Origin of the sequence: Burkholderia pyrrocinia, from assembly GCF_022809715.1 — a bacterium.
Classification (GTDB): Bacteria; Pseudomonadota; Gammaproteobacteria; order Burkholderiales; family Burkholderiaceae; genus Burkholderia; species Burkholderia pyrrocinia_C.
Genome location: NZ_CP094461.1, coordinates 41405 through 62284 on the forward strand (window position 1 = coordinate 41405; position 20880 = coordinate 62284).

Sequence of the window (20880 nt, forward strand, 5' to 3'; positions counted from 1 at the left end):
CGCCGCGACGTGCGGCAGGTGGAGCTAATGTAGCGGCGCCGACGCGCAAAACGATTGATTTGCAGGGACTGTTACTTCAGTTGCAAATGCTGACGATTGACTCACACTGTTTGACAATCGGGGGCTTGAGATGGGAAGACGGCGTACTTGCCGGCGAGCAGGTGCGAACCCGACGGCATGCGGCACGGGTCGCCCCGCGATCACGCTTCACCCGATCGTCACGCATCGGGAAACCACGAAAGTGAAACGGCTAGCAGGGGAACCAGCCTCTTTTATCAGCATTCCAAAGTATGTGTGTCGACCGGACCTCGGTGCGTTACGACAACCGGCGCCTCGCGATCGATTCGATATCGTCGAACACGCACGCCGCCGCTCCGGCGTTGTCCGACGCGCCGAAGGCGAGCTTGAATGCCTTTTCCCGCAATGCGTCTACTGCCTGCCTGTCGATCGCCGTACCCGGATCGCCGTCGATTGCATCGGACGGCTCGGCATCGCGACTGGCCAGCGCGCTGTCGCAATCGACCTCGCCGAGGAAATCGAAAAACCTGGCGCCGACAGGACTGCGTCCATTTCAAGCAGACGTGCGTGCGTCATTGCAGCCCCTTAAAGAAACACGGCCCCGATCGCCTGTTGGCAGATACAGGCAGATCGGGGCCGTGCGCGTTCCGCCCGGTTACGGCCGGAACGTATCGCCGAGCACCACGCCTTCGCGACGCGGATCGGTGCCGCCCTGCAACGCCGGCGACTGGCCGACCGTCACGCGCATCACCGTGTTGACGCCGCTCGCCTGCGCGGACGTCGACACCTTGTGCCCGAGCGCGAGCAGCCCCGTGATCAGCGGATCGTTCGCACCGTTGTTCGCCGCGTTGACGTTCGGATGCTCGCCGCCGATCGTGGTCGTCGGGCTGTTGCTCGCGCCGAAGTCGACGAGCCCCGCCGACTGCTGCGCGTCGAGCCCCCAGTCGAGCGCGCCGACCAGCGTCTTGACCACGTATTGCGGAATCGTGCCGCCGCCCGGCGAACCGGTCGCCATCACGAAGTCGCCGCGCGAGCCGTCGGCGGCCCGCCCGAACACGATCGTCGGCGCCATCGAGCTGCGCGGCCGCTTGCCCGGCTGCAGGCGGTTCGCCACCGGATTGCCGGATGCGTCGAGCGGGTTCGCGGAAAAGTCGGTCAACTGGTTGTTCAGCAGGAAGCCGTTGGTCATGTGGAACGAGCCCATGCTCGACTCGACCGTCGTCGTCGCGCTCAGCACGTTGCCGTCGCCGTCGACGATCGTGAACTGGTTTGTGCCGTGCTCGATCAGCGTCGTGTCGACACCGAGCGGCACCGCGCCGAAATTGCCGGGCTGTGCTGTGCCCATGCTCTTGGTCGTGTCGATCAGCGCCGCGCGCGATTTCAGGTACGGCTTGTTCAGCAGCGTGTCCCACGTGCCGCCCGGCAGCGGTACGAAATCCGTATCGGCCACGTACTTGTCGCGGTCGGCATACGCGAGCCGTTCGGCCTCGGTGACGAGGTGCACGCCCGCGACGGTCGGCTTGCCGCCCTCGAGATCGATCGCCGTCGGCTTCAGCGACTTCAGGTCGAAGTTCTCGAGAATGCCGAGCGCCGCTGCGACCGCGATGCCGCCTGACGACGGCGGCGGCATCCCGCACACCCAGTAGCTGCGATAAGTCGTGCATACGGGTTCGCGGCGCTTCGCCTGATACGCGGCCAGATCCGCGACGGTCGTCTTGCCCGGTGTGAGCGTCGAGCCGTCCGCGCCCTTCGTCGTGGCGATCTTCGCGACGATGTCCTGCGCGATCTGCCCGGTGTACAGCGCATTCGCACCCGACTGCGCCATCAGCGTCAGCGTGTGCGCGTACGCGGGGTTCTTCAGTACGGTGCCGAGCGTCTTCGGCGAGCCATCGGCATTCAGGAAATACGCGGCGGCCTCGGGGTCGCGCTTCAGGTTCGCGGCGTTTGCCGCGATCGCGTCGGCGAGCCGGCCGCCGATCGGGAAGCCGTTGGTCGCGAGCGTGATCGCATCGCCGAACAGGTTCTGCCACGGCAACCGGCCGTGATCCTGCTGCAGTGTCTCGATGAGCCGCGGCACGCCGATCGTGCCGATCGAGCGGCCGCTGGCGCGCGCGTTCGGCAGCGGCGCCGAATGGTCGGTCGTGTCGTCGACGTAGCGCAGGTAGTTCTCCGTCGCGGCGGCCGGCGCGGTTTCGCGGCCGTCGTATGCCTGCAGCGTCTTGCCGCGCGCATCGTAGTAGAGCAGCACGCCGCCCGACCCGAGGCCCGTCGCCTCGGGCACCGTCAGGCCGAGCACGGCCTGCACGGCGACCGCCGCGTCGGCGGCCGTGCCGCCTTTCTTCAGCACCGCGCAGCCGGCCGCGCTCGCGTAAGCGTTCGACGTCGCCACCAGGTAGGTCTTCGCATAGACGGGCTTCATCCCGGTGCGATAACCCGACGACGCTTCCGGCAGCGACGGATCACCCGGCTGGTTCGAGCCCACCACGACCGTCGCGCCGCTGTTGTCGATCGCGAGGCAGCTCGTATCGGTCGAAGGTGCCGGCGTGCGCCCCGCTTCGTTCTCGACGTCGCCGCCGCATGCGGTCAGCAGGGCAGCCGCGAGCAACGCGGACGCATACGGGAAAATCGCTGTTCTGTTCATTGTCTGTCGATGTTCTTTTAGGTCGTTGCGATGGACATCGCGCTGCCTGCAACCCCCTCGGTGCACAGGCAACGCGTTCGATAGTCCCACGAACAAATTTTTTTCCGCAACAAGGAAATGACGCGACGCGACCGGCCGTTGTATGTGCAGCGCCACCGCACCGGCATGAGGGTTCGCTTGCTGCACTGCATCGGCGCGCGCAGGCCCTAGCCCCGCGTCAGCGCGTTGTCGAAATCGCGTTGGACACGCCGCTCGCGCGGGCAATTCCTGCGGCCGTGGCCAGTGGCGAATGGTTCGGGATGTGGATGTCGAAGCAATGGAACGGCGTACCGGACGCGTTCCGGTTCTTCATCACGCTACTGCTCGTGCTTGTTTGCTTGTTGACCTGACGATGCACGACGACGGTATCGACGAGACGCGTGCCGCGCACCGATGCGCCGGTTGCATTGCACGAACCGGCCGGATTGGAATGGACATCGGGACGATTGCCGGCGTCACCGCGTCCGGCTATAAATCGTGGATGGATACGAATCGCTGGATTCACGATCCCGTCGGCGCCTTTCGCGCATGGCAGGAAACCACCGCGACCGGCGCCGGCCGCCGGCCGTTCGCGCCGCGCTCGGTCGTGCAGCACGTCGCGATGTTCGAACGGTTCCTGCGCCATCTTATCGCGCACCGCGTGTCGCTGGCCACGTTCGGGCCCGACCACGTCGCAGCCTTCCTGACGGAGCTCGAACGCACGTGCGCGCCCGGCACCTCGACCCGCGTGCGTTACGCGAAGCTGATCGACCGGCTGGGCCGGCATCTGGTCGACACCGGCGTGCGGACGATCCATCCGGCCGGCCGGACGACGCGCCATCTCGCGTGGCCGGACGGCGAACCCGAGCCGTGCTACCTGCCGCCCGACGCCGACGCAGCGCTGCAGCGCCATGTGCAGCCGCGATCGGACGACACGCCGGCCGACTGCCGGAATCGCGCGATCGTCGCGCTGCTGCTCGCGAGCGGCATCACGTCCGCCGAGATTCGCTCGACGACGCATGACGCGCCCGATCTCGACGCGCTGCCGCCGGCGCTGTCCGTGCCGCGCGATCGCGCGCGGCCGGCGCGCCGGATCGAACTCGCCGCGTTCGCGCTGGCACCGCTCGCCGCATGGCGTGCGCGTTCGACAGACGCACCGGCATCGGTACTGCTGTTTCCCGCGCCGCGCGGCGGTGGCGCGATGAACGACATGTTTCTGCTGCTCGTGGTGCGCGACGCGCTGACCTCGATCGGCTTCCACGCAGCGGACATGAGCCCGCGCGTGCTGCGCAACACGTATGCGCGCCGCCAGTTGCTCGCCGGCCACGCGCACGCCGATGTCAGCGCCATGCTCGGTCTCGTCAGTACGCGAACGGTCACGCGCATCCGGCAGACGCTGCCGCCCGACGCGGCCGCGGATCGCGCCGCGCACGAGCGTTGAAGCAGCTCACGGCACGAGCCCTGTTCCTTTTTCCTATTCGCCCGGCTTCGACTCGATCAGCCGCAGAATCCGGGTGTCGTACGGCGATTGCATGACTTCCGCGACGCGGATCTCGGGCGCGGCCGGATGCAGCGGATTCAGCAGGAAGTTGTGCGCGTGCGGCACGACGACGCTCGGGACGCGCAGCAGCGCGCTCGGCTGCGTGTGCAGCCACTCGGTGCCGGCGCTGCGGGTCCAGTCGACGTTCGTTTGCCAGTCGTCCGGCGCGTCGCCTTCCGCGATCTCGGCGACGTCCACCGATTCCGGCACCTCGATACGAAGCAACTGGTATCCGCTCGGCAATTGCGCGACGGTGGCGATTTCGAAATGCACGAGCGTCTCGAGCAGCGCGAGCGCCGGATGCTCGGCGAGATACACGACGGGCTGTCCGGCAAAATGCCAGCGCCCGCCGGCGCGCAACCCGCCGATGCCTTTCAGGTCGGCGTAATTGCTGATCCGCCACAGCGTCGTCAAGCGAAGTACCCCTCGTCGATCTGCGTGAGCACCTCTTCGACGAGCCGCGCGCCATGCTCGGTGCTCGCCATGTCGAGCGACGTGCGGCCGCCGAAGCGCTGAAGCCCGTTGCGCAGCCACGCCATCGCCTTGTCCTGGTCGCCGAACGTGGCCGTCGCCTGCGCGACGATGCGCGCGAGGCGAATCGCCTTGTCGGATTCCTCCGGCGACAGGCGTTCGTGCGCCTGGCGACGGTGGCTCAGCGTGCGGCGCGGGATGATGAAGGCCAGCTCGTCCGATTTCAGCCCGCGCTCCGACAGCCGGTCGATTACCGAGACGTCGATGCGTGCGCTCGCCAGCTCGGCAAGATCCGCACCCGATCGGACGCGGATCGCCAGCAGCTGCTCGAGAATCGTGAATTCGGCCTGACGCGGATGCGCGATACCCGAAGGATGAAAAGCGATGGTGCTCATGACCTCTCTCCGGCAATTTGCCCAATCATTATAGGCGTTTTGCCGAGGACTTGTGGGAGCGGGGTTGGGAGAGCCGTTGTGGCCTGTCCGTCAAGCGTCGGCGAAGGAGCCAGCGGATGTGGCCGGCTGTCTGGGCAGCAGAATCCGGCGGTTGCGAATCGAAGATTCGCCTGGGTGAGGTGATGCAGTTATTCAGTATATAAAGTTAGAGAAACATCTGGTGATTGTTACGTAACAACTTTTTTACTGACTTAAGGTGACTCCGCCCGCGGCGGTGCTCGTGAAGCGTTCTCGAGCACGCTGCGACGGAGCGTGGCCACCAAGAGACACTTCGGCGCGTTCACCGGAATCTGATTGAAATTGACGCCGAGACGGAAACGCTGCGCATCGCCGGCGAAAAACAGGCGCGCCTGCAACACGGCGGCTCGTCATTTGCTCGAGAACGCGCATGACACGCAGAAACAGGTCGCCGCGAAATGCGTCTTCGCGAATGTCGATACGCTCAGGCGGTCGTTCACCCGGCACGTCGGGATCACACCCGCCGAATATCGGAAGCGTCAGGCGGCCCTCGACCAAGTGACACGGAAGTGCATGAGTTATGCCGACCATCTCGCCCAAATACTTCGGAATGCGATTCAATTGATCGTCACGTGGCCGCCGGTCGATCGATCACTTCAGGCCCCGAATGGCTGTGTGCCGGGCCCATGCAGCGCGAGCCGACAGCCCGCAATCATCAGACTAAACCACCAATCCCCACGGATCGTTTACCCAGTTGCAATAATTATTCGCTGGAACGCGTATTTCCGACCGGTAACGCGATCGCTACGATGCAAATCAACCGCTGAACGCAACAAGCGAAGCGCGAAATCAACGAAACCGGAGGTCATCATGAAGTCGTTCATCTACGCTGTCGTCGCCGCAACCGCCCTGTCCGCCTCGTATGGCGCATTCGCACAATCGAACCCGTCGGGCCAGTTGACGCGTGCCCAGGTGCGCGCGGAACTCGTCCAGCTCGAACAGGCCGGCTACAAGCCCGAAGTCTCCGATCCGTACTACCCCCGCGCGCTGCAGACGGCACAGGCCCGCGTAACGAACGCCGATGAAACCGGTTACGGCGCACAAGCCGCCGCCGACGTGCGTGCCGGCCGCACAATCGCGGTCAAGCAGGACGGCCGCGACTCCGTGTATTTCGGCCAGTAAGCCCGACGCACACGCGCGTTCCGATCCGCGCGCGGCAAACGAAACACCCTGCTCTGAACTGCACCCCAAAAGTTGGAATTTGATCCGACCTTTGGGGTGTTCGCTTTTCGGTGATCCGCTCCGTGACCGAATCGCGACCGTCGATCGACACGCCCCCGCCGATCGCGCGCCGCGCGGCGCCGTTCACGCAGGCAGCCGGCGTTTGCGCATAGAATGGCCGCGTGGTCGGTGTCGGCCGAAATGAACGCGAGCGAAACCACGACGCCCTGCATGCCCGATCGTCACCACGCCCGCTGGCCGGCCCGCTGCCGTACTCATCGCATTTTTCGAAAAGGAGCGGTTTCATGTCTCAAGCATCCGGTTCCATGATCACGTTTCGCCGCCCGGACGGCCAGGAGCTGCAGGGTTATCTCGCCAGGCCGGAAAAGACCGAAGGCGCGCCCGCGGTCGTCGTCATCCAGGAATGGTGGGGGCTGAACGACCAGATCCGCGGCGTCGCGGATCGCCTCGCGCGCTGCGGCTACTTCGCGCTCGTGCCCGACCTGTATCGCGGCAAGTCGACGGTCGAGGAAGAAGAGGCACACCACCTGATGACCGGCCTCGATTTCGGCGACGCCGCATCGCAGGACATTCCCGGCGCCGTCACATATCTGAAGACGTTGGCTCCGCGCGTCGCGGTGACGGGCTTCTGCATGGGCGGTGCGCTGACGCTGTTGTCGCTGCAGTTCGCCGACGCGGACGCGGGCGTCACGTGGTACGGCTTCCCGCCGCTCGACTATCTCGATCCGGCGAAGCTTAAGGTGCCGCTGATGGGCCACTGGGCCACACAGGATGCATTCTTCGCGATCGACCAGGTCGACGCGCTGGAAAAGAAGCTGACCGATGCGAAGGTCGGTGTCGAATTCCATCGTTATCTCGCGCATCACGGATTCGCGAACGAAACGGCCGTCGGCCCCGGCCGCATCTCCGGCACGCAGTTCGATCCGGCGTGGTCGCAAGTCGCGTGGGATCGCACGCTTACGTTCTTCGGCCGCACGCTCTGGGCGAAGCCGCAGTAATACGCGATCGACGCGCTCGCGATAAGCCGGCGCAAAGAGAAACGCCACGGACTTTCATCCGTGGCGTTTTTGTTTGCCGGGTACCGTCTGCGCGACGGCGCCCGCCGCGATCGCCAGGCCGGCGTGAAGGAGCCCGCAGCGGGTTGTGAATTATCGATCTGCCATATCGTTTCAGGTTTGCTGGAGAGGGTGCGGCTTCACGCACGTGGGCTTCAGGTGCGCGAAGCCGCACACCGCCGCGCGAACGCGATGAAGCAGGTCGAACCGATTCCGGGAAGTTGGCACCGCGCATCGAACCAACGATGTTCGATATCGAAAGCAAGCGATTTCATAAGGACGTGCTCGTTGCCGTGGGCGTCGTTTCCCGGGTCGATCGCGATCGCATCGTCGACGTCTGTCTTAAATGCAGGATTACCGATTATTTTATTTTCCGGAGAAAACGCGCATACGAACAGCGGCAGTGCTGACTCAGGATTTGCAGGACGCGTTCAGCGCGGCCTCGTCGGCGGACAGCATTTCGGGCACGCATTCGCGCAGGAAATCGACGAACGTGCGAATCTTCGCGTCGAGATACTGACGCGACGCGTACAGCGTGTAGACCGTCAGCTTCTGCAACCGGTATTCGGGCAGCACGCGCACCAGCGCACCGCTCGCGAGCGCGGGCAGTGCGGACGACATCGGCAACGAGCCGATCCCGAGGCCGGCGCGCAGTGCGGCACCCAGCGCATCGGCGATGTTTACCTGGAAATCGGGCAACGGCAAGTCGAACGTCTCGTGACCGTCCGGGCCGTCGAGATGCCAGCGATCGCGCGGGAACACCGAAGTGACCATCTGCAGGCACGCATGCCCTTCGAGCTCGCGCACCGTGCGCGGCGTGCCGCGCTCCTTCAGATACGCGGGCGACGCGCACAGCACGCTGTGTACGTCGCCGAGCCGCTGCGACACGAGCCCCGAATCGGGCAGCTCCGTCGTGCTCAACTGCAGCGACACGTCGTAGCCTTCGTCGATGATGTCGGGCACGTGCTGCGACAGCGTCAGCTCGACCGCGACCGACGGATAGCGCTGCCGGTAGCGCACGACCGCGGGCACCACATACGCCTGGCCGAAACTCGTCGTCGCGTGAACATGCAGCCGTCCGGACGGCTTCGCCTGTGCGTCTGCCGCCTCGGCTTCCGCTTCGTCGATATAACCGAGGATGCGCTGGCAACGATCGAGATAGCGCTGCCCGGCGTCGGTCAGCGCGATGCGGCGCGTGCTGCGGTTGAGCAGACGCGTGCGCAGATGCGTTTCGAGCTGCGCGACCGAACGCGATGCGTATGCCGTCGTGATGTCCAGGCGCTGGGCCGCGCTCGTGAAGCTGCCCTCCTCCGCGACCCGGACGAAAATGCGCATCATCTGTAACGTGTCCATCGGCCTGTCCCCGGGATTGAGATCACGGCGCGCCGCCGCGCGGCCGTGATGCCGGCGGCTCCGGCGCGGGCCGGTCTGGCGCGAAGTGTGCGGAACAGTACAGCAGCGCTGCAGGCGTGTCCAGTTCGCCGTATGCGGCGTGATCCGGACGCCGAACCGTATCGCGGAGTCGCCCTTCGCGCCGCGTCCGGGCCGGGCGTGTACGCGATCGAACACGCCGGCACGCAAACTACATCGGGTCGGCAAAAACTACCCGGCAACCACGATGCCGATCCGCGATTTACGCCATCGACGGCACGTTACGCGGCGGCCGCCGCATCGAACGGATTACGCAACACGATCGTGTCGTCGCGCTCCGCACCGGTCGTGATCATCGATACCGTCGCGCCCGCGACCGCTTCGATGCGCGCGATGAAATCCTGCGCTGCGCGCGGCAGCGCCGTACGCTCGCGCACGCCCTTCACGGTGCCATGCCAGCCGTCGAATCGTTCGTAGACCGGCTTCGCGCGCGACTGCGCATCGAGGCTCGCAGGCAGATGGTCGACCCGCGCGCCGTCGAGTTCGTAGCCGACGCACAGCTCGATCGACTCGAAGCCGTCGAGCACGTCGAGCTTGGTGAGCGCCAGCGAATCGATGCCCGAGATCCTGACCGCCTGGCGCAACTGCGCGGCATCGAGCCATCCGCAGCGCCGCGGCCGGCCGGTGTTGACGCCGAATTCCTGCCCGCGTGCGCGCAGCGCTTCTCCCGTTGCGTCGATCAGCTCGGTGAGGAACGGGCCGCCGCCGACACGCGTCGCATACGCCTTGGTCACGCCCAGCACGTGGCCGAGCTTCGACGCGCCGAGGCCCGTGCCGGCCGCTGCCGCCGATGCGACGGTGCCCGACGACGTCACGAACGGATACGTGCCCCAGTCGATGTCCAGCATCACGGCCTGCGAACCCTCGAACAGGATGCGTTTGCCGCGATCGGTCGCGTCGTTGAGGTCGGCCCAGACGGGACGCACGAACGGCAGGATCTTCGGCGCGAGATCGACGAGCGTCGCCAGCATCGCGTCGCGCGAACACTCGTCGAGCCCCAGGCCACGGAACCACGCGTTGTGATGGTCGACGAGCACGTCGAGCTTGTCGGCGAGCCGGCCGGGTTCCGCGAGATCGCCGACGCGCAGCCCGCGACGCCCGACCTTGTCCTCGTAAGCCGGCCCGATCCCGCGCAGCGTGGTACCGATCGGTTCGCGGCGCAGGCGCTCCTGTGCCTGGTCGATCGCGCGATGAATCGGCAGCACCAGCGCCGCGTTCTCGGCGATCGACAGGTTGTCCGGCGTCACCGACAGCCCGAGCTCGGCCATCCGCGCGATCTCGGCGAGCAGCGCTTCCGGATCGAGCGCCACGCCGTTGCCGATCACGCCGCGCTTGCCGCGCACGATGCCGCTCGGCAGCAGCGCAAGCTTGTACGTCTTGCCGCCGACGACCAGCGTATGGCCCGCGTTGTGGCCGCCGTTGTAGCGTGCGACGAGGTCGGCCTGAGCCGCCAGCCAGTCCACGACGCGCCCCTTGCCCTCGTCGCCCCATTGGGCACCCACGACCACCACGTTCGGCATGCTCCGTACTCCATGTGAGAAATTCAGACACTCGTTCGGCCGAGCCGGCCGTTTGTGTGCCATATTGGCGGAGCTGGATCGCCCGATCAAACGATTAAACCTGAACTATCGCGTGAGTAAATTTCACGCGAAACGATGCAATGGCCCGACGTCTTCCTCCGTTGAATTCGCTACGCGCGTTCGAAGCGGCCGCCCGACTCGGCAGCTTCACGCTTGCCGCCGACGAGCTGTGCGTGACGCACGGCGCGATCAGCCGGCACGTGCAGCAACTGGAGGCGTGGCTCGGACGACCGCTATTCGAACGCCACAACCGGCGGGTCGAACTGACCGATGCCGGCCGCGCGTATCTCGCCGAGGTCGGTGCGTCGTTCGACCGGATCGCGCTCGCCACCGCGCAGCACTTCGGCCACGCGCAACAGCGCGTGCTGCGCGTCAGCGCGCCCGCGACGTTTTCGTTACGCTGGCTCGTGCCGAAGCTGTCGTCGTTCCAGGTCGCCCATCCGACGATCGAGGTACGGCTGTCGACGTCGAACGAGCCGATCGAGAAACTGCGCGACAAGGTCGACCTGATCGTTCGAGGCGGCCCGCAGGCCATCGACGGTTACGTCGCGGAGGAATTCCTGTCCGAAGTCCGGCTGCCAGTGTGTGCGCCGAAGCTGCTGGAAGGCCGGCCGTTGCTTACGCCCGCCGATCTCGCCGGCTTCACGCTGCTGCACGCGGCGACCTATCCCGGCATGTGGCCCGAATGGCTCGCGGCGGCCGGACATCCGAATCTCGTGCCGCGACATTCGCTCACGCTCGAGCATTTCTACCTGACGCTGCAAGGCGCACTCGACGGACTCGGCGTCGCGATGGGGCCGATCGCGCTCGTCGCGGACGACATCGCCGAAGGCCGGCTCGTGCAGCCGTTCAGCGAACCGGCGCTGCCGCCGTGGCGCTACTTCACATACGTGGCATCCGCGCGCGCGGACGACGATGCGGTGCGTGCATTCAAGGACTGGCTGAAGGTGACGGGGAACGCAGCCGCATCGGACGCGGAGCACTGACCGTATCGACCATACCGGTCTTGCCCGCCATTCAATGCAGGATTCCGAATCAAATAGTGCGAACGTGCAGATCGGGTTTGCCGTCGTTCATGACGGGCATCCTGCTTTTGACGAGCATCGCGTGACCGCGATGCTCGCGGCAAGCCGCGGATCGTACCTTGGCTTGCTACCGAACGGCGCTTACTGGCTTGCGCCGGCGGCCTTCTTCTCCGCGTTCTGCAGGTTCTGCGGATAGTTCGGGTCGTTTGCCGCCGGCTTGTAACCGGCGTCTTCGAGTTTCTTCAGCTCGGCGTTGTTTTTCGCGCGCGCAGCCTTGCGCTCCGCTTTGCGTTGAGCCCTGGCCGCCTTGCGTGCCTGGCTCTTCGCCGCCTTGGCGTCCTGTGCAGCAGGCGCGCTGGCGGGATCGGTCTGGGCAAATGCAGGAACTGCCGAGCCGAACAGGAACGCGGCTGCGGTAGCAGCCAGCGTGAGTTTTCTGATCTGGATTCGCATCGCTGAACTCTCTTTTCTGATGATTATCACGGTTGGAAAGACCATCGAGATACCGCCCCTGTCCTGATCGGTCGTCATGTCGCGATCGGGACCTGTGCATCATAACCGCGTCGTGAAAAATGTGGCGCCAACGTGCAAACGGAGTTGGGGATACACGTATGGGGGAACACGTGGACGTTGCTCTACGGTCGCGCGGAAGAGGCAGGGACGGTACATTGCGTTTCGGCGCGCGTGAAGATCGCGCGGTCGAGGCAGCGGAAACGTCGGACGTACAGCACGCTTCGGTGATGAAGATCGATCACATGACGTGATGCGAGGCTGCGATTCCGATGACATTCGTATCGTCGTGTCTAGCTCGCATGCCGATTGCTGTTTCATAGGTGGTGTTGGCAGCACGCTCATGCTTGCCGTGATCTGCATCACACGAAGCGCAATCACCGCAATAGTTGTCGATCTGTGTGCAATGTTGCCGCTCGACGCGGCTCCAGCGACGGGTTCTCCCATAAACGACCACGATTCGGTTCGTCCGGTGATCGATGCGATCGTCTCGTGTTACCGCACCGGAAGGCGATGTGCATGGCTACCTTGGCCGGTGAAACTCATCGTCGTCTGGTGTGTATAGCGAAATGGGTAGACGCTCGGCGTAGGGTGAAGACGTTGACCAGCTCGCCCTCACGAATGCGCGAGGGTGAGCCGCACAAGCATTGCGATACTCCGTCCGGCACACGTTGCGCGTCGTGTTGAGCGGCGACAACACTGGTCAGTCGGCCCGATTCTGCTCATGAACACTTCAGGAAACGCGCGCGGGCCACAGATTTTTCATTCGACGATTTTGGCCGTCGAGTATCCCGTGCGGATGCCGCGGCTGCACAGCTTGCATATACCTGTGGGACGCGTCGCCGGTGAGCTTTTCCGGGATCAGGAAGTTTCTGACGGTGAGAATCTTCGGGATCGTCGTCCGAATTCGATTGCGGTGAGCTTCTTCAGCGGGCGCATCTTCACGTTGGCTCGTCACTCTCACGAGATCGGCCCAGGAGCCGGCGGCCTGTGCGGCTTGGGGGCGGGAGGTGACTCTTGCTTCCGGGAGGCTGTGTTGGCCTCTCGTTGCCATCCTAGGGCACAGCGTTACTCTTCGGTCGATCCAAAGGTAGAAAGTTGCGGGACCTCGGGGCGGGGAAGCAAACCGCGTCTATTTCCTCCGTGCACGGTCCACAGGCTAAATGTGACGAGAAGCGTCGATAGACGACCGGCAAAAAACTTGTCCACAGACCGGGACGCATGAGTACAAAAAACCATTCGCGTGCCGTCCAGGATGATTTCGAACTGCTGTGGGTGAAACTGACGATGCCCGTGCGTTCGGTCGCTGATCCGATTTGCCCGTCGATCACAGGAGTGCGGGTCGTCGCGGCTCTGGCTTTTTCGGTCCCATAGATGGGAACCTGAATGCGGAAACCGATGATTTCTACCCGATTTCCTCCCATAGGTTTCTACTTTTAGGTGTTGTGAGTGGGCACTCACCTCTCCGGGAAGCCTTGTTGGGCTTGAGGCCTTGCTGCATCAAGGCCTCAGGCTCTGTCCAGCAGGCCCGAATCGAAGCAGCGGGATGCTTAACGGACCACAGACGGATCCCATGGGTAGCGGTTTATGGGGCTTGTCTTTCTGTGGCAGCACACGTGTGTTTACATCTTTGGTAAACCACGTTTACTTCTTTAACTACTTTTAGACGGCTCACAGCCTTATTCCACAAGGGTTTGACCGGTGTTCGGTACCCATTTATGGGAGGACAGGTGGAAGGGTCTGGGGTTTCAGGTCTGTGGATTTGGGGTTTTGGGTACCGCGTTGTGGGGAATCGGGGCTGTGGATATGGGGCAAGCGTACCCGGTTATGGGAAATCAGCCTGAAATCGAGTTGGGTAGTCGTCTATGGGAACACTGGCAGGTAGCCTTTTATGGGGTCCTTTTTTTGATCCGTAAGTGCTTGCTCGCACAGCGATTTTTTTCGGGTAGCCGTTTATGGTACCTCTCGATGGTAACCGTTTATGGGTGGTCAATCGGGCCGGTCGAGCGTGTTTCACCGAGACCCCTCTGCTGGCTGCTCCCATAGACAGGATCGATGTCGCGGACAGGTAACCTTTTATGGGATAACCAAATGGTTGCCGTTTATGGGTGCTATTTCTTCCTTCGAGGTTGAAAGTAATGGCATCGTCCATGTCGAAGGCTGCCGACAGGTAGCCTTTCATGGGAGACGATGAAGGTAGCAAGTTATGGGAGAAAAACGGCCGCGTGTTGCAAGGCACCACGAATCCGGTCGTCGATCGCGATTCCGCTCGTTTGCCCCCATGGATGGGTACCTTCCCTGGGGCAAATCTCGTGCCGGGTTTCTGTAGCCGGACCCAAAAGGTAGCTTCTTTTGGGAGGTTTTTTGGCCCAAAGGTAGATGGATATGGGGCCCCGCGCAGATCGCTTCATCACGAATTTCCCTTTTGCATCTGAAGGTTAGCCGTGATACTGCAAGTGATGCTGGAGCGAGGGCGTTGCTCTGCGGCGTGAGAAGGTATAAAGTCCGCTCTCAACAAGGTCACCTTATCCGGACATCACGATGCCGCGCAAGCCCGCAAGCAAAGGCTCAGACAAACAGGTTTCACTGTTTCAGACACCCGAGCCTCCCGACTTGCTGCGCAAGGCGGTCCAGGCGATTCATATCGCGCCCAAGTCGGGAAAGATCGGTCTGCAGCAGCGCAAGATGTTCAGTTCGCTGATCAAGAACGCGCTTCGGCAGGAGGCGTTCGAGCCGGGCCGGACGAGCTTCTCGATCTCGATCGCCTCGCTTTCGCACGAGAGCGGGTTGAACAGCAACAACACGAAGTACGTGAAGGACACGGTCAACTCGCTGATCAGTACCGTCGTCAACTGGGACTACCTGGCCGCGGACCGTTCGACGGTCTGGAAAGCGTCGGGCCTGCTCGCGGGCGCGGAGCTCGAGCAATCGGTGCTGAAGTACAGCTTCTCCGACCAGATTCGCAGCGAGCTGCTCAATCCGGAAATCTACGCGCTGATCGATATGCGGATCGCCCGCGAATTCCGGCGCTCGCACTCGCTCGCGCTGTGGGAAAACACGGTGCGCTACGAAGGGATCGGCATCACCGCGAAGATTCCGCTGCCGAAATTCCGCGACCTCATTCTCGGCCAGGACAAGGCGTCGCAGTCGTACAAGGAATACAAGCTGTTCAAGAGCAAGGTCCTGGTGCCGTGCATTCAGGAGGTGAACGAAGTATCGGATCACACGCTCGAGCTGATCGAACACAAGTCCGGCCGCAGCGTGGAGGCCGTTCAGTTCAAGGTGACGCGCAAGCAGAGTGCCGATACGGTCGAAGACGGCGACGTCAAGAACGAAGCGCTGGTCGAGGAGGTCGCGAAGTTCGGCATTCCGCGTTCGGAAGCCCGCCGGCTGATCACGCAATATGGCGTGCAGCGCATCAAGGCGGCGATTGCCTATACGCTCAATCGGACTACGAAGAAGAACGCGGCGCCGGTCGACAACGTGGCCGCGTATTTCCGCAAGGCGCTGACGCACGGCTACACGCTGGCCGACGGGCAGGGAACCGAAGCGGCCGCACCGGCGAAGGAATCCGCGCAGAGCAAGCAGGAGCAGATTCGCGACAAATATCTGGCGGCGAAGGTCGAGGAAGCCGGCGCGTATTTCCGCGAGCTGGAGATCGACGACCAGACCAAGCTGATCGATCGCTACAACGAGACGGTGGCGGGCTCGAAGGATCTCACGCTGTCGCCGAAGAAGAAGGCGAGCAAGCTCGCGCAGACCAGCTTTTTCCGATGGCTGGCGCTGGATACCTGGGGCGAACCGACCTCGGACGACCTGCTGGAATTCCTGCTCAAAAGCAGTCTCGCAAGCAACTGAACAAGGCCTCGCAACCGGGTGGGCGTCGTGCGCCGGACTTCATCGTCCGGTTTCGCGGCGCAACGCGGATGCGAGGCCTTTTGCTTGGGCGCGTTACTTTTGCGTGGCCGCAGCCAGCTCGGCGACGTAGGCGTCGATGACGGTCTTGAGCCTGTCGGCGAGCGCTTCCTGGTGGGACGTGTCGACGCCCTTGAGCTGCAGGTCCAGACGCCCGTCCGGGTAGGTCTTCAACTGGCCGATTGCTTGCGATTCGAGCGCGAAGTCGTGACGAACGCTGTAGCGCGTGCGTCCCGCTTTCTTGTTGTCGTCACTCTGCGCACGCAGGAAATTCTCGAGATCGCGGACCGATTTCTTCCGGTCGATCACGGCCGTGAGCAGCCGGTCGGCCGTCGGTTCGCCCAGGCGCTCGAAGATCAGCTTCAGGAAGTACGCTGCCTGCAGGCCGACCACGTCGTTCGCGCTGGCCATCCGCTCCAGCAGCGTGTTGGGCAGTGCGTTGAGCGACAGCGTCTTGCTGATCGATGCCTTGTCCTTGCCGATCTTCTCCGCGAGCGTGTTCTGGTCCTGAAAGACCTTCTCGTCGAGGAGACGCTTCCATGCGACCGCATCGTCGAAGATCGTCTGGCGTTCGTGATCGTGGTTCGCCCGATACGCGATCGTATAGAGCTGCTCGGGCGTGTGGTCCGTGCGGAACGTGGCGTTGATGGTTTCATCGCCGTTGATGCTCGTCGCGCGCAGCCGGCGTTGCCCGTCGATCACGACGAGCTTGCCGGGAAACTCCGGGAGCCGCGTGACCTTGATCGGCTCGATCTGCCCTTCCCGTTTCAACGTCAGTGCGAGCTCGTGCAGGCTCGACTCCGAATAGAACACGCGCGGGTTGAACGGGTTCGGGATGCAGTCCTTGACCAGCACCTTCTGCGGCGCGCCAAGATCCGGTGTGCCGGTGGGTGCGGCCGCGGCCGGGGTCACGGCGGCGGGCGTCGCGTCGACGACGTTCGGTGCAGCCGGCGGCTCGGGCAAGCGGGTTTCCAGTGCAGCGTTTTCCTGCGCGAGCCCGCGCAACAGGCCGGCCGCAAGATGCAGGTTGCCGGTCGGCTTCTTGTCTTTCGATGTGTCCTTAGCCATGGGCGGCTCCGGTAGCGCGCGTCGACGCGATGTATTGGGCCATTTCCGTGACCAGCCTTTCGATTTCCGCGCGGGCTTCCTTCAGCCCCTTCAGGTACCGATTGTGATGATGGATCGTGGTGCCGAGTGCGAACGTCTGACGATAGACCTCGCGTTGCGCGATCTGGCTGTCGAGCAAATGCTCCCCTATTTCTTCAGCCCTTAGAATTTTTAAAATTTCTTCACGCATTTTAGTTTTTCCATTAACACTATTCAGCATTAATGCGGAAGAAAGATTCGGGTTGCGAACGGCTCGCATCGACTCGATCATGCGAATCATCGCGACGGTGCTGTACAGGTCCGCCGGCGATGGTGACAGCGGCACGAGGCAGAAGTCGGCGACTTCGAGCACGGACGCGATACGCGGATCTTCGAGGTTGCCCGGACAGTCGACGACGATCACGTCGAAGTTTGCGTCCTGCTTCTTGATCTCGCCGCCGATGCCGCGACCAGCGGGGGCCAGCGAAAGGACCGTCATCGGCAAGGTGTTCTCACCGCTCGTCACCCACCGAACGGAAGTGCCTTGAGGGTCGGCATCGATCAACGCGACCTTGTTGCCACCGGCCTCGAACGCAGCCGCGATGTTGACGGAGATGGTTGTCTTTCCAGTACCACCTTTTTGATTACTGACGGCGATCTTGAAAGCCATTAAATTCCTCCAAGGAGTTTTGCGTAATATATTCAGTTGTTATCGAAATGTCCAGAAAAGTGTTCGGCTTGATGCATGTCTTGGAGATCGTTGTTGTTGTCACGTGACAAGTAGGTCAAACGGTTAACGAACCAATCGTGAATGGTGATCAAGTAAAAATAAAATTGTCGATTACGGTCACGAAGAATGCACAAAGGGTTGAAGAAAATTCGACTGTCATTGGCGTCGGCGATGAAGCTCGACCGCAGAGACTTGTGGGATGGCAATGCCTTCGGTGCTAACAGAATCCCTCGTGAATTTGATCGGCCGGTTCACGGATGTCGTCGAGGGGCGTAGTTGTCACGTGACAAGTCGCCAGGAATTGGTCGATGTCGCGTGTCGACAGAAGAGCTTGATTCGATCGGGATGTGGAGTTCGGTTATGTCAATCAACGCTCGATAGTAAGCGTAAGCCGATGGTTGGCTCGATTGCTTGCCTGGGGGAGTTGTCACGTGACAAGCAACTAGGCTGTAACGCTGCGGCGTTGCTAATTTCTCGATGGCGGTTACGATCGGTCAAATTTAGATGCGTTAAGCGGATCAAAGCGGATCGAATTTTTAGGTAGTTTCTGTCGCTGCGTTCAGTTGGTATATGTTCTGTCCGAGAAGTTGTCACGTGACAACAAAGGCAGCCCGGGCATCATAGAAAACGGCAGGACGGCAGGACGGCAGGACGGCAGGACGGCAGGACGGCAGGACGGTCGTCGCAGTCGTCGGAGGCAAGTGTCTTCGCCGATGATTGAGGCGGCATTTGTCCCGACCGTCAGGACCGACGGCGGCGATGCCCGACATTCTCGTGGTGGCTGAATGCCTGATCGCTTGGTGAGTCGCCCTCAAGGGCAGGTGATTACTAGTGCGTCATGATGCGACCCTATTTAATAGCATGACCATCGCCTACGTGGTACGTGCATGGTCCGGCAGGGGAGGGGCGGGGTTTCGCTGTATCTTCTAGCTCCACAACCGGCGCAATGCCTTATCCCGCATTCCATATCTATTAGCAGCCGTGATAACGGATGGCACAGGAATGAAGGCAAATCCCCATGCCAAAGGCCGCCTGCCGGTACAACCAAGTCGAATCGTGAAACATTCTCAAAAAATGGGGCGTTGCCGGAAATCCTTATCCAGCAATGGCTTGCGCCATATTCTTCATGTTGTTTCACGCAAAATACGCGCGATCCGCCTTGGAATTGGGGGCGCATGAATTTTTCATGCGCAACTGACGTCGTCCAGGAGTTGGGTAGTGAATTATGTTGTGATTGATACGTAATTGGTGGTTGTTAATACATTTCGCACCGAGCGCTATCGTAGACGACGTCCAGTGGGTGTTGATCCGGTGTGTGGCGATCGCTCGTCGAGTCATTGATCTGATGTCCCGCGCGCTAACATTCAACGCGAGTTGTCACGTGACAACGCTTTTCACCGATCGCGCGGTGCTACAAAGGATTGTGGAATTCTTGGAGCCGACCAACGGCTCATCGGCCTTTGCAAATCGGTTGAACAGCCAGGTCGCATCTATTCTTCTGCGGGCTCATATCGGTGAGCTGGTGGAAGTAATGATGGAAGATTGAGCCGCCTATCTAAACTTGCGTGCGAACCCATCGACTCGTAACGACCTGTCGAGCAGAAGGCGGTTGAACTGGTCGATATAAGGTCAGCGCACTCGAACTCCCCGATTCTTGCCCAGAACGACGCGGCCGAGGCCGTGGGCAATCATGCAGCCTATCGGGTGTGTAGGCGCTTTCCTTCGATGGAAACGTAGATTCGAAAAGGCAGTAGCTAGGCACTCAACGGTTTCAGCTGAATTTGCAGATGAGATCTGCCGGCGTTTGCCAAAGCCCTCTGGTTGGTCAACCGGTGCCCCGTATTGTTGAGTGAAGCTACCGGCCGGCGCCGGGTGCATCATTCCCGAATCAGATGATCGGACTGGAAGACAAGCCGCCAACGGACAGCTGCCCCGAAAACGCCATGGCAGGAAACGCGGCACCGCCGCGCTTCCGCACGAAGACGCAACGACAGGAGAACCTATTTCGTCGCTTGCGACGCGCAAAATTGCCACCTGCGCGATTTCGTTGCCGCCGGCGCGTTCGCGTGCTCGTCTACCGTGCGCCACCACCGCTCGCCGCGATGCGGCTCGTCGAGATCGAGGCGCTCACCCATCCTGGGCGTGGACAACTCGATGCCACGCACGATCGACAACGCCGTTACTCGCTCGAACGGCTCGTGCCAGCGATGCATCGCGAGATCGAACGTACCGTTGTGGATCGGGATCAGACAGCGTCCGCGCAAATCGATATGCGCCTGAACGGTTTCTTCCGGCTGCATGTGCACATACGGCCATTGCGCATCGTATGCGCCTGTTTCGATCAGCGTCACGTCGAACGGCCCGAGGCGCTCGCCGATCGTACGGAAACCGTCGAAGTAGCCCGTGTCGCCGCTGAAAAACATGCGCAGGTTGTCGTCGACGATGACCCACGACGCCCATAGCGTGCTGTTGCCGTCGAACAGACTGCGCCCCGAGAAGTGCTGCGCGGGTGTTGCGGTCAGCGTCAGGCCGGCCACGTCGACGCTCTGCCACCAGTCGAGCTGACGGACCTTCTTCGCGTCGATGCCCCATTCGATCAGGCGGTCGCCGACGCCCAGCGTTGTCACGAACACGCCGGTGGTGGCAGCGAGTGCGAGCACCGTGTCGCGGTCGAGGTGATCGTAGTGATCGTGCGACAGGATCACGCCGCGCAGCGGCGGAAGATCTTCGAGCGCTATCGGCGGCGCATGGAAGCGCTTGGGGCCAACACTCCGAAACGGCGATGCACGCTCGGCAAACACGGGATCGGTCAGCCAGAATTCGCCACGCAACTTGAGCAGCAGCGTCGAATGGCCAAGCCGGTACAGGCTGCGATCCGGTGCCGCGTCGAGCTGTGCACGGGTCAGCAAATCGACTGGCAGCGCGCCAGCCGGCACGGTATTGCGCGGCTTGTTGACCAGCATGTTCCATGCGATCCCGAGCGTCTTGCCGATACCTTCAGCAGGACGCGGCGCGACATTGCTGAAGCGCTCGCCATTGTGCTGCGGCGAACCGCCGGACAGCGCACGGCCGCGCCTGGCGGCTGCAAAACCCAGAATGCGGTGAATCAAAACAAGAGGCGATGCCATGTCGGTTGGTCCGAAGATAAAAGTACACTGAGCAGTGTAGTTTATTTTCGGGGTAAGTAAACTGCCCGGTGTAAAAT

General features: G+C 62.4%; 17 protein-coding genes and 3 pseudogenes. 9 read left to right on the forward strand and 11 right to left on the reverse strand.

The window, feature by feature from the left end; translation table 11 throughout:
• Nucleotides 1-673: 673 nt before the first annotated feature.
• The gene (locus MRS60_RS30570; protein ID WP_243567175.1) at nucleotides 674-2659 is read right to left on the reverse strand and encodes a gamma-glutamyltransferase family protein; all 1986 of its coding nucleotides are present in this window, start codon (nucleotides 2657-2659) and stop codon (nucleotides 674-676) included.
• Nucleotides 2660-2943: 284 nt separating this feature from the next.
• Here MRS60_RS30570 and MRS60_RS30575 point away from each other — a divergent pair.
• Nucleotides 2944-3089: pseudogene (locus MRS60_RS30575) on the forward strand (DUF2165 family protein); the annotation flags it as partial.
• A 90-nt stretch (nucleotides 3090-3179) separates the two neighbouring features.
• Entirely contained in the window at nucleotides 3180-4118 is a 939-nt protein-coding gene (locus tag MRS60_RS30580; RefSeq protein ID WP_034182625.1) for a hypothetical protein, read from the forward strand.
• Between the two features lie 33 nt (nucleotides 4119-4151).
• On the opposite strand, the gene MRS60_RS30585 is transcribed toward MRS60_RS30580, so the two are convergent.
• The 3 genes and pseudogenes from MRS60_RS30585 to MRS60_RS30595 form a co-directional block, all read right to left on the reverse strand.
• Nucleotides 4152-4631, reverse strand: a complete 480-nt coding sequence (locus MRS60_RS30585; protein WP_034182563.1) for an RES family NAD+ phosphorylase — start codon at nucleotides 4629-4631, stop codon at nucleotides 4152-4154.
• Nucleotides 4628-5083, reverse strand: coding sequence for a type II RES/Xre toxin-antitoxin system antitoxin (gene parS, locus MRS60_RS30590; RefSeq protein WP_034182562.1), 456 nt, complete (start codon nucleotides 5081-5083; stop codon nucleotides 4628-4630). The genes MRS60_RS30585 and parS overlap by 4 nt, the downstream gene beginning before the upstream one ends.
• A 326-nt stretch (nucleotides 5084-5409) precedes the next feature.
• Nucleotides 5410-5502: pseudogene (locus MRS60_RS30595) on the reverse strand (catalase); the annotation flags it as partial.
• Nucleotides 5503-5515: 13 nt separating this feature from the next.
• Between MRS60_RS30595 and MRS60_RS30600 the strand changes: the two are divergent.
• The 4 genes and pseudogenes from MRS60_RS30600 to MRS60_RS30615 form a co-directional block, all read left to right on the forward strand.
• Nucleotides 5516-5581 (forward strand): annotated as a pseudogene (locus MRS60_RS30600) (hypothetical protein); the annotation flags it as partial.
• 390 nt (nucleotides 5582-5971) lie between these two features.
• On the forward strand, nucleotides 5972-6283 hold the full coding sequence (locus MRS60_RS30605; protein ID WP_175749322.1) for a DUF4148 domain-containing protein: 312 nt from the start codon (nucleotides 5972-5974) through the stop codon (nucleotides 6281-6283).
• 344 nt (nucleotides 6284-6627) lie between these two features.
• Nucleotides 6628-7341, forward strand: coding sequence for a dienelactone hydrolase family protein (locus MRS60_RS30610; protein ID WP_217590468.1), 714 nt, complete (start codon nucleotides 6628-6630; stop codon nucleotides 7339-7341).
• Nucleotides 7342-7643: 302 nt separating this feature from the next.
• A complete protein-coding gene (locus MRS60_RS30615; protein ID WP_165948169.1) occupies nucleotides 7644-7808 on the forward strand; it encodes a hypothetical protein in 165 nt (54 codons plus the stop codon).
• A 1-nt stretch (nucleotide 7809) separates the two neighbouring features.
• Here MRS60_RS30615 and MRS60_RS30620 read toward each other — a convergent pair whose 3' ends face one another.
• The gene (locus MRS60_RS30620) at nucleotides 7810-8751 is read right to left on the reverse strand and encodes a LysR family transcriptional regulator (RefSeq protein ID WP_034182559.1); all 942 of its coding nucleotides are present in this window, start codon (nucleotides 8749-8751) and stop codon (nucleotides 7810-7812) included.
• Between the two features lie 299 nt (nucleotides 8752-9050).
• Nucleotides 9051-10349 (reverse strand): adenylosuccinate synthase, encoded by a 1299-nt coding sequence (locus tag MRS60_RS30625; RefSeq protein WP_175749291.1) that lies wholly within the window; start codon nucleotides 10347-10349, stop codon nucleotides 9051-9053.
• Between the two features lie 140 nt (nucleotides 10350-10489).
• On the opposite strand from MRS60_RS30625, the gene gcvA reads away from it, so the two are divergent.
• A complete protein-coding gene (gene gcvA / locus MRS60_RS30630) occupies nucleotides 10490-11395 on the forward strand; it encodes a transcriptional regulator GcvA (RefSeq protein WP_105393175.1) in 906 nt (301 codons plus the stop codon).
• 180 nt (nucleotides 11396-11575) lie between these two features.
• Here the strand turns inward: gcvA and MRS60_RS30635 are convergent, their stop codons facing one another.
• Both MRS60_RS30635 and MRS60_RS30640 read right to left on the reverse strand, forming a co-directional pair.
• Nucleotides 11576-11887 carry a hypothetical protein gene (locus MRS60_RS30635; RefSeq protein ID WP_034182556.1) on the reverse strand — a complete coding sequence of 104 codons (312 nt, stop codon included), beginning with the start codon at nucleotides 11885-11887 and terminating at the stop codon, nucleotides 11576-11578.
• 790 nt (nucleotides 11888-12677) lie between these two features.
• Entirely contained in the window at nucleotides 12678-12902 is a 225-nt protein-coding gene (locus tag MRS60_RS30640) for a hypothetical protein (RefSeq protein ID WP_243567176.1), read from the reverse strand.
• Nucleotides 12903-14485: 1583 nt separating this feature from the next.
• On the opposite strand from MRS60_RS30640, the gene MRS60_RS30645 reads away from it, so the two are divergent.
• Nucleotides 14486-15802, forward strand: coding sequence for a replication initiation protein (locus tag MRS60_RS30645; RefSeq protein WP_072440344.1), 1317 nt, complete (start codon nucleotides 14486-14488; stop codon nucleotides 15800-15802).
• A gap of 93 nt (nucleotides 15803-15895) precedes the next feature.
• On the opposite strand, the gene MRS60_RS30650 is transcribed toward MRS60_RS30645, so the two are convergent.
• Both MRS60_RS30650 and MRS60_RS30655 read right to left on the reverse strand, forming a co-directional pair.
• A complete protein-coding gene (locus tag MRS60_RS30650) occupies nucleotides 15896-16927 on the reverse strand; it encodes a ParB/RepB/Spo0J family partition protein (protein WP_243567178.1) in 1032 nt (343 codons plus the stop codon).
• Nucleotides 16920-17615 carry a ParA family protein gene (locus MRS60_RS30655; RefSeq protein WP_006759638.1) on the reverse strand — a complete coding sequence of 232 codons (696 nt, stop codon included), beginning with the start codon at nucleotides 17613-17615 and terminating at the stop codon, nucleotides 16920-16922. Before MRS60_RS30655 ends, MRS60_RS30650 begins: the two co-directional genes overlap by 8 nt.
• Before the next feature lie 1441 nt (nucleotides 17616-19056).
• On the opposite strand from MRS60_RS30655, the gene MRS60_RS30660 reads away from it, so the two are divergent.
• A complete protein-coding gene (locus MRS60_RS30660; protein ID WP_161785068.1) occupies nucleotides 19057-19221 on the forward strand; it encodes a hypothetical protein in 165 nt (54 codons plus the stop codon).
• Between the two features lie 454 nt (nucleotides 19222-19675).
• Here the strand turns inward: MRS60_RS30660 and MRS60_RS30665 are convergent, their stop codons facing one another.
• The gene (locus tag MRS60_RS30665; RefSeq protein WP_034182552.1) at nucleotides 19676-20803 is read right to left on the reverse strand and encodes an MBL fold metallo-hydrolase; all 1128 of its coding nucleotides are present in this window, start codon (nucleotides 20801-20803) and stop codon (nucleotides 19676-19678) included.
• Nucleotides 20804-20880 lie beyond the last annotated feature (77 nt).

Coding starts and splice junctions, on each gene's coding strand:
- MRS60_RS30570 (WP_243567175.1), bottom strand. CDS start 2,659: ATGAACAGAACAGCGATTTTCCCGTATGCGTCCGCGTTGCTCGCGGCT.
- MRS60_RS30580 (WP_034182625.1), top strand. CDS start 3,180: ATGGATACGAATCGCTGGATTCACGATCCCGTCGGCGCCTTTCGCGCA.
- parS (WP_034182562.1), bottom strand. CDS start 5,083: ATGAGCACCATCGCTTTTCATCCTTCGGGTATCGCGCATCCGCGTCAG.
- MRS60_RS30605 (WP_175749322.1), top strand. CDS start 5,972: ATGAAGTCGTTCATCTACGCTGTCGTCGCCGCAACCGCCCTGTCCGCC.
- MRS60_RS30610 (WP_217590468.1), top strand. CDS start 6,628: ATGTCTCAAGCATCCGGTTCCATGATCACGTTTCGCCGCCCGGACGGC.
- MRS60_RS30615 (WP_165948169.1), top strand. CDS start 7,644: ATGTTCGATATCGAAAGCAAGCGATTTCATAAGGACGTGCTCGTTGCC.
- MRS60_RS30620 (WP_034182559.1), bottom strand. CDS start 8,751: ATGGACACGTTACAGATGATGCGCATTTTCGTCCGGGTCGCGGAGGAG.
- MRS60_RS30625 (WP_175749291.1), bottom strand. CDS start 10,349: ATGCCGAACGTGGTGGTCGTGGGTGCCCAATGGGGCGACGAGGGCAAG.
- gcvA (WP_105393175.1), top strand. CDS start 10,490: ATGGCCCGACGTCTTCCTCCGTTGAATTCGCTACGCGCGTTCGAAGCG.
- MRS60_RS30635 (WP_034182556.1), bottom strand. CDS start 11,887: ATGCGAATCCAGATCAGAAAACTCACGCTGGCTGCTACCGCAGCCGCG.
- MRS60_RS30645 (WP_072440344.1), top strand. CDS start 14,486: ATGCCGCGCAAGCCCGCAAGCAAAGGCTCAGACAAACAGGTTTCACTG.
- MRS60_RS30650 (WP_243567178.1), bottom strand. CDS start 16,927: ATGGCTAAGGACACATCGAAAGACAAGAAGCCGACCGGCAACCTGCAT.
- MRS60_RS30655 (WP_006759638.1), bottom strand. CDS start 17,615: ATGGCTTTCAAGATCGCCGTCAGTAATCAAAAAGGTGGTACTGGAAAG.
- MRS60_RS30665 (WP_034182552.1), bottom strand. CDS start 20,803: ATGGCATCGCCTCTTGTTTTGATTCACCGCATTCTGGGTTTTGCAGCC.